Consider the following 10,809-nt stretch of genomic DNA (forward strand, 5'->3'; position numbering starts at 1 on the left):
CCGTTGAGACGGTGATAAGTACTGCCGAGATCGCCTACCGGCGAACCGAGTACGGCGCCGGCGATGTTGAGCTCCGGTGCGTAGCCGTCGTACATTTCGGCGGCCCATGCGCTGGCCAGGCCACCACCGGAGTAACCCCACAGGCCGATGGGCGCTGTCGGGGAGAGCTGTAAAGGGGCGAAGTTCAGTGCCGCGCGCAAGCCGTCGAGCACGCAGTATCCGGGTTCGAAGGGCGCGCCGAATACGCCGTTCGGCCCGCCATGGTCCGGCACCGAAACGGCCCAACCCTCGGCAAGCGCGCCTACTATCAACAAGAGCTCAAACTGTGCCAGCGCGCCGGCAGCCTTGGCCCTGCGACGCAACGCATAGGACGGGAAACAGCGTCCCGCGACGGCGTCGATCGCACACTGGTACGACACAATCGGGCACGGCTTGTCGGGTGTGCGCTCGGACGGGGTCAGAACGGTGGTGACGGTGCTCGACGCGTTGTTGTTCAGGTCGGTTGTCCGGTACAGCAGTTGAGTGGCGGTGAAGCGCTGTGGGATCAATCCGAGGAAGGCCAACTGCACATCGCGCGAACGCAGCACGGTGCCTGATTTGGTGCGCTCGAACCCTGGCGGCGGCTGGTAGAACGGGTCATCGCCTGGGAGCACCGGGCGGATGCTGGCTCGAAGCTCCTCATGCGGTGCCGACCACTCGGCTCCGTCGCCGGCGGCCTCGAGACTCGGGTGCATCGTCATACGGTATCCGTCCTCGGGCAAGCCCGATTCACCAGCAACAGTCAGGCCGCGGCCTCGGCCGGCCGGGCGGGAGTTTGATTTCCGAACAAAGCATGGGTCACGTTGGTCGGGCAGATCGCCGCCGTGGCTTTCCGGGCAAAGCCGTTCGGCAGGGAGAGACGGAATACCTTCTTCCACGCCGACGCGACCTGCTTGGGCAGTGGCCCGCTGACGTAGTCGAGTCCATAGCGCGCGAAGAGCCCCTGCACCTTGGGCGCGATCTCCTGGTAGCGATTGCTGGGCAGATCGGGGAACAGATGGTGCTCGATCTGAAACGACAGATTGCCGGTCATGAAGTGCATCAAGGGACTACCGGAGATGTTGGCCGCGCCCAGCATCTGCCGTAGGTACCACTGGCCGCGGCTCTCGCCGTCGATCGAGGTCTTCTCGTAGGTCTGCACACCGTCGGGGAAGTGGCCGCACATGATCACCGAATGCGTCCACAGATTGCGCACGAGGTTGGCGGTCAGGTTCGCCGTCAGCGTGGTCGCCGCCGAAGGGCCGGACAGCAGCGGGTGAAGCACGTAGTCCTTGCGCATCTGCTTGCCGATCTTGATCAGCACGTCTTTAGCCTGGCGGCGGAACACATCCGGGTCTGTCTTGCCCTTCAGGTATCTGCCGATCTGCAGGTCGTAGCCGGCGATGCCGTACTGGAAGATGCAGGCGTTGATGAAGTTGGTCAACGGCTGGGCGAGGTAGAAAACCTTCCAGCGCTGGTCTTCGTCGACGCGCATGATGCCGTAGCCGAGGTCCTGGTCCTTACCGAGCACGTTGGTGTAGGTGTGGTGCAGCTCGTTGTGCGAGTGCTTCCACATCTCCGACGGGGAAGCGCTGTCCCACTCCCAGGTGGTCGAGTGAATCTTGTTGTCGCGCATCCAGTCCCACTGACCGTGCATCACGTTGTGGCCGATCTCCATGTTCTCGATGATCTTCGAGACGGACAGGCCTGCGGTGCCGGCGATCCACGCGGGTGGAAAGAGCGAGAACAACAGTAAGGCGCGGCTGCTCAGCTCAAGTGTGCGTTGGACGTCGATGACTTTGCGGATGTAGGCGGCGTCGCGCTCGCCGCGGCTGGCGATCACCTGGGCGCGGATGGCGTCGAGTTCAGCACCGAGGTTCTCGATGTCCTCGTCGGCCAGATGGGCGATCGGGTTGTCGTGCTTGCGTTGCAGAGCAGTCATGTTGGTACTCCTGATGGGAGAGAGAAGGTGGATGTCTCGGAGTTCTCAGAGGTCTATGGCGCATGCGCCCGCGGCGGCGGACACACAGGTCTGGATTGCAACGTCGTCGCCGGGAGCCGCGGTGGTGAGGTCGCCGGTTCTCATGTCGCGTACCGCTCCCTGGCGAAGGTGTGCGACACAGCCGAAGCAGATTCCCATTCGGCAGCCCGACGGCATCAGGACCCCGGCGGCCTCGCCGGCGTCGAGCAGTGTCTGGGCACCCTCGGCGTGCACGACGGTGTCGGACTTCGCGAAGGTCACAGTGCCGCCGTCTCCAGCGGTGATCACTGTGGGTCGGAACCGCTCGATGTGCAAACGGTCGGCGATACCGTCCGCGTCCCAACGCGCCTGCAGAGCGTCGAGCATCCCGGCGGGGCCACATGCCCACGTTTGCCGGTCGGCGAAGTCCTCGACAAGATCCTCGAGACCGGCGGCGTCGAGCATGCCGTCGACATCGGTGTGCCTCTCGATCAACCGAATTCGACCTTGGCGGGCCATCATTCGCAGCTCTCCCCCGAAGATGACGTCGGCGGCGGTCGGCGCTGAGTGCACCACCACCACGTCGGACTCCCCCACGGCCATGTTGCGCAACATGCCCATCACCGGGGTGATGCCGCTGCCCGCGGTGACAAACAGGGTCTTCGCCGGCTGCCGTCCGCAGAGAACGAAGTCGCCGGCGGCCTGGTCGATTTGCACGATGGTGCCCACGGTGGCGCGTCGGACCAGGTGATTGCTGACGACGCCGCCGGGGATGGCCTTGACAGTGACGGCGATGTGACGGTCGGGATGCCGGGTGGTCGAGGTCAGTGAGTAGGCCCGCCAGTGCCGCACGCCGTCGACGTCGATGCCGATGCGGACGTACTGGCCGGGAATGTGAGTGCGCCAGGTGCGTCCCGGCTTGATGACCACGCTGACGGCGTCGCGCGTTTCGGGTTGGATGCCGACGATGCGCCCGCGCAGATCACTCGGGGAACGCAACGGGTCGATGACGTCGAGGTAGTCCGACGGAACCAGCGGCGTGGTCACTCGCTCGGCGAGTCTGATAACCCGTCCACGCAACGCGCCGACCACCGTGGGTCGGGGAGCTGTCGTTGTCATGTCTCCACCATCGCTGAGGAAACGGTATAAAGTCTTGGTCATCGGGAGTGAATAAGCACCCGCGATTTGTTCGTGAGGAATAGTCTTGCCTGAGAGTGCGCGCTTCACCGGCTTGGAACTGGGCGACGGCGTCGTTGCGGCGCTGCAAGCCGTGCTCCCGAAGATGGCTGAGCGCACCGTGAGCGCGGTGACCGTCGAGGTGCCCAGCTACACCGACGCGTTCAGCGGCCGGATGGGCCAGAACATCGAGAACGCCGTGCAGATGGCGCTCGGCGCCTTCCTGCGGTTGGCCGTACGCGCGGAAGATTCGGACCTGGCGGCGACCTTGTCGCCCGCCCTCGACGGTGCCTACGAATTAGGCCGGGGCGAGGCCCGGCAGGGCCGGTCCATGGACGCTCTGCTGTCGGCCTACCGCGTCGGCGCCCGGGTGGCCTGGCAAGAGCTGTCGGGCGCCGCGGTCGGCGCCGGCCTGGCCGCTGGCTCCGTCGCACGGTTCGCCGAACTGGTGTTCGCCTTCATCGACGAGCTCTCGGCGTCCAGCGTGGCCGGACATGCCGACGAACTGGCCACCACCGGCCGCGTCCGGCAACGCTACCTCGAGCGACTGGCGCAGCAATTACTCGCCGGTGAACCGGCCGAGACACTGCGGGCCAGCGCTGAGAAGGCCGGCTGGAAACCACCGACTACTCTGACTGCGATCGTGCTGGCCGAGGGCCAGACCCGGGGCTTGGCAGCGTTATTCGGGCAAGCGACCTTGCAACTCAGCGAGGACCTGCCCGGTGTGGGGCCCGCCGAGGCGCTGGCCGTGCTGCTGGTTCCCGATCTGGACGGCCGGGCCCGCAGCCGGCTTCGCTCGGCGTTGCAAGGACGCCCGGCAGTGATAGGCCCTGCCCGGCCGTGGTCCCAGGCGGGGTCGTCGTACCGGCGTGCGTTGCGGGCGCGCCACCTGTCGGTGGGTGACGAGGTCCAGGTCGTCGACACCGACGACTACCTCGTCGAGCTCGCCCTGACCGCCGACCGCGAGGTCGCCGAAGATCTGCGCCAGCAGCTGCTGGCACCACTGGCGGGGCTGCGTCCCAGCACTGCCGAGCGACTCACCGAGACCCTGCGGTCCTGGGTGCTGAATCAAGGAAACCGTGAAGCCGTCGCCAACGAGCTGTTCGTGCACGCTCAAACCGTGCGGTACCGGATGACGCAACTGCGCGAGCTCTACGGCGACCGGCTCAACGATCCCCGAACCATCCTCGAACTGACGGTGGCCCTCGGAGTCGCGACTTGATCGGCCGAAGCTGGCCGGCTCGAACTAATCATCGACTGGCCGCGCCAGCCAAACCGGCGGTGGCTGAACGCAATTGATCGGCGGAATCCAGCGGTACTGCGAAACCGACCCGCGCGTAGGCTACTCCGCGCGGGGTTTGCACCCGCAGATCCAGGCCGTAGCGGTCGATGCCGGTGCACACCGCGGCGTCGGTGTCGGGATAGCCGCCGAACGCCCGGGCCATCGCTGCCAGGGCGTCGGCGTGATCAGCGTTGAGATGCGCGATGGCCCCGGCCGCGGCCGGCGCGACGGGATCCGGCGCCGCGGCGTTGTATTGTTCGCCGGTGGCCGAATCCATCCGGCCGTATCCACCAACCCAACGCACCCGCTGGACCCGCAGCGCCCACAGCGTGAAGTCACTGAAGTCGAGGTAGAACCGCGCGGCGGGCACCGCGTTCTGGTATGCCGCCGCGACCGCGTCCTGCTCGGTGCCCGACGGGTGGGAAACTCTCCCGGCCAGAGTGATTCGGCTTCCCGCCAGCGGGTCGGTCTCACTGCTCGCAGCCACGATCGACAAGCTTGCCCGCGGGTCGCCGGCAAGGTTGCGGCCGTGCTCGGCAAGGTCCGACACGCACAGCACCGGTGTTCCGCCCAGCAATCCGTAGGCCACGAACGACGCCCACGGGTCACCGTCGGCAGTCAGGGTGGCCAGGGTACCGGCATTGGCGCCAGCGGCGATGGTGCGTGCCTGCTCAGCTGCGGTCGGACGAGCAGAGTGGGCCGGCGGCTGCAGCGCCGGAGGCGCGGAGGGCGCGTCACCGGGGTCGCCATGATCGCGGTTCGCCACGACGCGAGGGTACCGCCACCCGGGGTGCTTGCACCGTTGATCACCGTGACGATGTCACTCGGTGAGCGTGTCGTAGTCCAGGCAGATGGTGGTGCCTTCGGCACGCCGCTCGACCGTGCATCGGTCGGCCAAGGCGTGCATCAACGCCAAGCCACGTCCGCGGGTGGCACCGCTGTCAGCCGTGCGTTGCTTCCACGTGCCACGATCGGCAACCCGAACCCGTACGCTGTGCCGGCACGGGTTGTAGGTGGCGTCCATCCTGATCGGCCCTGGCGCCGGATGTGTGCTGTACGCGTGCTCGGCGCAGTTGGCCAGCGCCTCGTTGACGCCGCACAGGATGTCGGAATATCGGGTCGCCGACACCGGCGGCGACACTGCCTCATGCAGCCACTGGCCAAGGTCGCGGCGCAATCCGGCGGCTGCCAGTGGATCCGCAAGGCCCACACGCTGCAGCGACGTCGGTGTACCGGGCTGGTCGATTGCGGTCATGACAATGACATACCCGCGCGTCCGGGGGTTTATCGCGGCCGTCCGCGTATCGCTTCGGTCACGGTCGGATAGAGGTCCACGACCTGATCGACGCCTAGGCTGCGCATCGGTCGGCTGGTGGCGGGCCCGTCGGCTGCCACGCGCAGCATGATGGCGGTTCTGGCCGTGAGGTGGTGAGTCTCGACGAGAAGGTTGATGCCCGCCGAGGACAGAAAGTCCACGCCGGTGAGATCCACGATCAGTACTGCCGGCCCGCTGGTCAGGACCACGTCAAGGTGAGTCGCCAGCGAGGGGGTGGTGATTGTGTCCAAGGCGCCGCTGACCGTTAACACCACCGCCTCACCATCGTCGCGCCGGTTTACTGCGAATAGTTCGCTTCGCGTCATGGTCGTCCCTCTACGGTCAACCGGTATTCGGCGGGGTCCTTTTTCGTCACGGGTCGAACCGTAGTGTGTTCACCACTTTCAAATCTGACTGACGTCTCAGACCTGAGGCCCCTCCGACGGCGGCCAGTGCTCACCGGGCGACACATCGCCGGGTTCGGCGTGGTCACCACGCGACAGCGGCACCCACTGCTCGGTCGGCGCCGGCTGCTCCGATGACGGAAAGTCGCTCAGCTTGCCGGACGGCTTGGCGTCCCACTTGGCGAAGGTCAGCGGCGTCTGCAACCAGGCGTTCAGCAGGCAGTACGTCGCCTCCAGGGATCCCAGGTGGGTGCGCTCCCAACCGTGGCTCCCGTCCAGTCCGAAGCCGACCAGCGCGGCCCGGGTGCCGGCGCCGGCTTCGATCGCCGCAGCAGCGTCAGACCGGTAATAGCGAAAGACGTCTCGCACAAACGGGATCCCACGCTCCTCAGCAAGCCGGCACAGCTTCCGGGTCAAGTGGTAGTCGAACGGACCGTGCATATCGGCCATCGGGATCGTCACCCCGTCTTCCAAGGAGTACTGGCCAGGCGCGCACACCGCGTTGTCAACCGAAACCAATTCGGCGACGTCCGGAGGCAGGCCGTGGCTTGCTCCGTGGCCGACCTCCTCAGTGATGGTGACCATGATCGTGGTGCGGTGCGGCAGCACCACTTTGTTCTCAGCAAAGTTCTTGGCCAGCGCGAGTGCGACCGCGATGCCGGCCTTCCCATCGAGATGCCGGGAAACGATGAAGCCGTCGGCGGTGAGCTCCGGGCTGGCGATCAACGCGACGAAATCCCCGATGTTGAGGCCGAGACGAACCAGGTCCTCCCGCGAGGACACCTTGCGGTCGACGCGGACCTCGACGTGCTCCCAGTCCGTGGGTTGGGTGTCGATCTCGCCGCCGAAAGCATGACCACTGGATTTCAGCGGTAGGACGGTACCGGTGATGAACTCGTCAGGATCGTCGGAGAAGACCCGCACTCGGGCGCCCGCGGCGAACCTGGCCGAGAAGGTGCCGATCGGGATCAGCTCGAGACGACCGTTGTCCTTGAGCCGGCGCACCATGCAACCGATGGTGTCCGCGTGAACCACCAGCGCGCGGTCAGTGGTCGCCGAGTTACCGGCGAGTTCTGCGTTGAGGGCGCCGCGGCGGGTCAGGGTGAACGGCACGCCGAAGTCGTCGAACGTGTCGCCGATCAACTGCATCACTGCGTCTGTTCGTCCGGACGGGCTCGGGGTCTGCAGTAGCGCGAGCAGCGTGTCGATCATCCACACGCGGACCGCCTCGGGCATCGCCGCGGTCTGGCGCACGGTCTCCCCCTTCGAGCGTCGTCTGAAGTCGCGTTTAACCTACCGGTTCACCCTGATCGACCGGCTTGGGCTGCCATGCAACAGCCTTTGAGGCCGGCTGAAGCGATTGCGCGCATCGGCGGAGCAACATACCTGCTCGGAGTAAGCTTTCGTCCGCTCTGTTCCTCCCCGCCCTCGCCGTATTCGGCTAAGCGGCCTTCAGTTCGGCGAGCACCGGAAATAACCGGCTGATCGAGAGTGTTCGTGACCCTGAACCGACAGACAGGGGCAATGCGATGAAGATCGGGATCTCCACGTTCGTCAACGACGACAGCATCGATACCGTTTCGCTGGCACGGGCCATCGAAGAGCGGGGTTTCGAGTCGTTGGTGATCGCAGAACATACCCACATTCCGGCCAGCCGCGAATCGGCATATCCGCTCGGCGGGGAACTGCCGTCGATTTATTACCGGACACTGGACCCGTTCGTCACGCTGGCCGCAGCCGCGGCCGTGACCTCGAAGATCGAGCTGGTCACCGGAATTGCGCTACTCATTCAACGCGACCCGATCATCACCGCCAAGGAAGCCGCGAGCATCGACCTGATTTCCGGCGGCCGCTTCGTGTTCGGCGTAGGGGCCGGCTGGAACATCGAGGAGCTGCGCGACCACGGCACGGATCCGAAGACCCGCGGTGCGCTGTTGGACGAGCGCATCGAGGCCATCAAAGCGCTTTGGACCACCGAGCCCGCCGAATACCACGGCAAGTACGTCGACTTTCCGCCGTCATACAGCCGCCCGAAGCCGGTACGCCAACCGCATCCACCCATCTTCATCGGCGGCAACTCCAATGCCACCGTCAAGCGGATCATCCGGCACGAGGCGGGCTGGATCTCCAATCCGCTGCCAATCGAACAGCTCACCCAGCGCATAGACCAATTGCGTGACGGCGCCGGCCACGATGTTCCGCTGGCGATGTTCGGCACGCCCGGCGATCTCGACTACTGGCATGCCGCCGAGGACCTTGGTTTCGGCCAATTGGCGTTGCTATTGCCCACCCGGTCACTCGACGAGTCACTGCGACTGCTGGACGAGCGCGCTGCCCTGGTGAGTCAGTACCGCGGCTAACCGGGAAGCTTTCTGACCACCCTGCACGGGTTACCGACGGCCAGCACGTGCGGCTCCACACTTCTGGTCACGACGCTTCCTGCGCCGACGACCGAGTTGTTGCCGATCGTTACGCCGGGACACACGATGACGCCGGCTCCCAGCCACACGTTGTCGCCCACTGCTATGGGAGACGCTGACTCCCAACCCTGCCGACGGGCGTTGTGGTCGTCGACAGGGTGCAGCGGCGTCAGAAGCTGCGCGCGGGGACCGATCGAGACGTGATCGCCGATCGAGATGGGCGCGCAGTCGAGCAGGATCGCGTCGTAGTTCACGAAAGTGTTTGCGCCGATGGAGATCTGAGTGCCGTAGTCGCACTGGAATCGCGGCATGACAGACGAACTGTCCCCCAGTGATGCGAGCAAGTCACGCAGCAGCTGCTGCCTCACGTCGTCGTCTGCGCATGGCGCGTTGTACCGGTCCAGTAGGCGCTGGCAAGCCCGGCGGCGTGCCACCAAGTCGGGATCGCCGGCGTCATAGAGTTCCCCGCTGAGCATGCGCTCACGCTGACTTCGCATGCAGCCACACGATACGTTCTGTCCCTATAGCTTTCGCGGACGCTATCCTTCAGTGGCGTTCAATCGGACCAGCGGCGAAAAAATTTCGTCGGCGATGTTCTCGATCACCTTGTCCGGCACGGGTTGCAACGTCATCATCAGTTCGTGGCGGGACAGGTCCACCGGCAACCGCTTGGTACCGGCCTCCCGGTAGGAGCCGCCGAGTCGGGTGAACAGCAGCATGACGAGCCGGAACCGGACTTGGTTGGCAAGCTGTAGCAGGGCGATGACGTCACCGCGCAGCGTCCCGGTGTCCGAGGTCGCCGGAAATCCTTCGCCACCTCAGCCAGATCCGAATGCCGTCGTGGCACAGCGGCCGGGTGGTGCTCGTCGGCAATACCGGTATGTGACGTACGCTCCAGGGTCGAGGGCTATACCGGAAGCGTTGTGCCCGTCTCGGTTTCGGCGAACGCGACGAGCCGCTCGGCGGCCTCGTAGTCGCACGCGACCGCGGAACGGCCGATGAGCACCGGACCGCCGCGCAGGCCGAGTCGACCGCTGACACCGACATAGCTGCCCGGCGGGATCGGCTCACTGATGCAATACAGGGTGGGCGCCGCACCTTTGTCGATGTCGTTGGCCAACCGATTGGCCACCGTCTTGACCACCCGGTGGGCGAGCGACATCAGCGGTGAGTCGGAAACCTGCGATAGATTCGACGCCACCCAGCCGGGATGGGTGAGCTGAGCCGTCACCCGCCCGCCGGCTGCACGAAGCCTGCGGTCAAGCTCCAGGCCCCACAACATCACCGCGAGCTTCGAGCGAGTGTAAGCGCCCATCACCGTCCACTTGTGGTCGCGCAGGTGCATGTCGTCGAGCCGCAATGTCGCTGAGCGGTGAGCATCGGAGCCGACGATGATGATCTTCGAACGCACCCGCGGCAGCAACAAGTTGGTCAGAGCAAAAGGTCCAAGCATGTTGGTGCCCAACGTCATCTCGAATCCGTCGACCGTGTCGATTCGGCGTTGGGTCAATGTGCCGGCGTTGTTGATCAGAATGTCGATAGCACCGTCGATCAGCGTCGGGAATGTGCGCACTGACGACAAGTCGGCCAGGTCAAGCTTCACCACGCTGGTCGCGCCGCCGATTTCGGCGGCGCGCTGCCGGCCGAGGTCGGTGTTGCGCACAGCCATAATCACTTCCGCGCCCGCTGTAGCGAGCGCATGCGCGGTGCCCAGGCCGACGCCGCTCGTAGCCCCGGTCACGACGACTCGGATACCCGTCAAGCTGCCGAGTCGACTCGGCGACCACATTGGCGTCACGGCGATCAGAGTAACGGGCCACACTCACAACCGGTCCCGCACGGCGTCGATCGCCCGGTGGATTCGCTGCTCGCTCACCGGACGCGGTGTGCCGAGCTGCTGCGCCCACAGACTCACCCGTAGCTCTTCGATTTGCCAGGCGATCTCGCGCACGTCCGCTGCCGTCCCCCGCGCCGGCGATAATCCTTGCACCAGTTTGTCGTACGCGTCCTGCACAGCCTGTACCTGCTGCATCCGCTCCCGGTCGGCCGCGGTCGCGTGAGGCAGCCGGTCGAGCCGCCGACGCACGGCGGTCAGATAGCGGGTGAGGTCTTCGAGGTGCGCGCGCCCGGCGGCGGCAACGAACCCGCGCGGCAAGAGCCGGTGCAGTTGAGCGCGGACGTCGGCGATCGCGTCGGTTTGCGTCGGCGGTGGCCGGCTCGGCAGCACCAACTGC

Annotated in this window: 13 protein-coding genes; 2 read left to right on the plus strand and 11 right to left on the minus strand. The window is 65.8% G+C overall.

What is annotated here, in order from left to right:
* The 3 genes from WA317_RS03155 to WA317_RS03165 form a co-directional block, all read right to left on the minus strand.
* On the minus strand, nucleotides 1-734 hold a 734-nt coding region (locus WA317_RS03155; RefSeq protein WP_425171653.1), incomplete at its 3' end, for a lipase family protein.
* Between the two features lie 47 nt (nucleotides 735-781).
* Nucleotides 782-1,960: a fatty acid desaturase family protein gene (locus tag WA317_RS03160; RefSeq protein WP_425171654.1), complete on the minus strand. Its 1,179-nt coding sequence runs from the start codon at nucleotides 1,958-1,960 to the stop codon at nucleotides 782-784.
* A gap of 45 nt (nucleotides 1,961-2,005) precedes the next feature.
* Nucleotides 2,006-3,097: a ferredoxin reductase gene (locus WA317_RS03165; protein ID WP_425171655.1), complete on the minus strand. Its 1,092-nt coding sequence runs from the start codon at nucleotides 3,095-3,097 to the stop codon at nucleotides 2,006-2,008.
* Nucleotides 3,098-3,182: 85 nt separating this feature from the next.
* On the opposite strand from WA317_RS03165, the gene WA317_RS03170 reads away from it, so the two are divergent.
* A complete protein-coding gene (locus WA317_RS03170; protein ID WP_425171656.1) occupies nucleotides 3,183-4,376 on the plus strand; it encodes a PucR family transcriptional regulator in 1,194 nt (397 codons plus the stop codon).
* A gap of 28 nt (nucleotides 4,377-4,404) precedes the next feature.
* Here the strand turns inward: WA317_RS03170 and WA317_RS03175 are convergent, their stop codons facing one another.
* From WA317_RS03175 to WA317_RS03190, 4 genes are all read right to left on the minus strand, one after another.
* The gene (locus tag WA317_RS03175) at nucleotides 4,405-5,202 is read right to left on the minus strand and encodes a HugZ family protein (RefSeq protein WP_425171657.1); all 798 of its coding nucleotides are present in this window, start codon (nucleotides 5,200-5,202) and stop codon (nucleotides 4,405-4,407) included.
* A 54-nt stretch (nucleotides 5,203-5,256) separates the two neighbouring features.
* Entirely contained in the window at nucleotides 5,257-5,691 is a 435-nt protein-coding gene (locus WA317_RS03180) for an ATP-binding protein (protein ID WP_425171658.1), read from the minus strand.
* A 29-nt stretch (nucleotides 5,692-5,720) separates the two neighbouring features.
* Nucleotides 5,721-6,077, minus strand: coding sequence for an STAS domain-containing protein (locus WA317_RS03185; protein WP_425171659.1), 357 nt, complete (start codon nucleotides 6,075-6,077; stop codon nucleotides 5,721-5,723).
* Nucleotides 6,078-6,173: 96 nt separating this feature from the next.
* Nucleotides 6,174-7,409, minus strand: coding sequence for an osmoprotectant NAGGN system M42 family peptidase (locus WA317_RS03190; RefSeq protein WP_425171660.1), 1,236 nt, complete (start codon nucleotides 7,407-7,409; stop codon nucleotides 6,174-6,176).
* Nucleotides 7,410-7,684: 275 nt separating this feature from the next.
* Here WA317_RS03190 and WA317_RS03195 point away from each other — a divergent pair, with 275 nt between their 5' ends.
* Entirely contained in the window at nucleotides 7,685-8,515 is an 831-nt protein-coding gene (locus WA317_RS03195; protein ID WP_425171661.1) for an LLM class F420-dependent oxidoreductase, read from the plus strand.
* Here the strand turns inward: WA317_RS03195 and WA317_RS03200 are convergent.
* The 4 genes from WA317_RS03200 to WA317_RS03215 all read right to left on the minus strand — a co-directional run.
* The gene (locus WA317_RS03200) at nucleotides 8,512-9,072 is read right to left on the minus strand and encodes a sugar O-acetyltransferase (protein WP_425171662.1); all 561 of its coding nucleotides are present in this window, start codon (nucleotides 9,070-9,072) and stop codon (nucleotides 8,512-8,514) included. The two genes, WA317_RS03195 and WA317_RS03200, sit on opposite strands and share 4 nt — an antisense overlap.
* Before the next feature lie 42 nt (nucleotides 9,073-9,114).
* Complete coding sequence (locus WA317_RS03205) at nucleotides 9,115-9,294, minus strand: hypothetical protein (RefSeq protein ID WP_425171663.1); 180 nt, start codon at nucleotides 9,292-9,294, stop codon at nucleotides 9,115-9,117.
* A gap of 188 nt (nucleotides 9,295-9,482) precedes the next feature.
* Nucleotides 9,483-10,373, minus strand: a complete 891-nt coding sequence (locus tag WA317_RS03210; protein WP_425171664.1) for an SDR family NAD(P)-dependent oxidoreductase — start codon at nucleotides 10,371-10,373, stop codon at nucleotides 9,483-9,485.
* A gap of 24 nt (nucleotides 10,374-10,397) precedes the next feature.
* A partial coding sequence (locus tag WA317_RS03215; RefSeq protein WP_425171665.1) for a DUF3418 domain-containing protein occupies nucleotides 10,398-10,809 on the minus strand: 412 nt, incomplete at its 5' end.

The sequence above is a fragment of the Mycobacterium sp. genome (genome assembly GCF_049802695.1).
Lineage (GTDB): Bacteria > Actinomycetota > Actinomycetes > Mycobacteriales > Mycobacteriaceae > Mycobacterium.

Excerpts from the sequence above, each read along its gene's own strand:
- WA317_RS03160 (WP_425171654.1), bottom strand. The coding sequence starts at position 1,960 with ATGACTGCTCTGCAACGCAAGCACGACAACCCGATCGCCCATCTGGCC.
- WA317_RS03165 (WP_425171655.1), bottom strand. The coding sequence starts at position 3,097 with ATGACAACGACAGCTCCCCGACCCACGGTGGTCGGCGCGTTGCGTGGA.
- WA317_RS03180 (WP_425171658.1), bottom strand. The coding sequence starts at position 5,691 with ATGACCGCAATCGACCAGCCCGGTACACCGACGTCGCTGCAGCGTGTG.
- WA317_RS03185 (WP_425171659.1), bottom strand. The coding sequence starts at position 6,077 with ATGACGCGAAGCGAACTATTCGCAGTAAACCGGCGCGACGATGGTGAG.
- WA317_RS03195 (WP_425171661.1), top strand. The coding sequence starts at position 7,685 with ATGAAGATCGGGATCTCCACGTTCGTCAACGACGACAGCATCGATACC.
- WA317_RS03200 (WP_425171662.1), bottom strand. The coding sequence starts at position 9,072 with ATGCGAAGTCAGCGTGAGCGCATGCTCAGCGGGGAACTCTATGACGCC.
- WA317_RS03205 (WP_425171663.1), bottom strand. The coding sequence starts at position 9,294 with ATGCTGCTGTTCACCCGACTCGGCGGCTCCTACCGGGAGGCCGGTACC.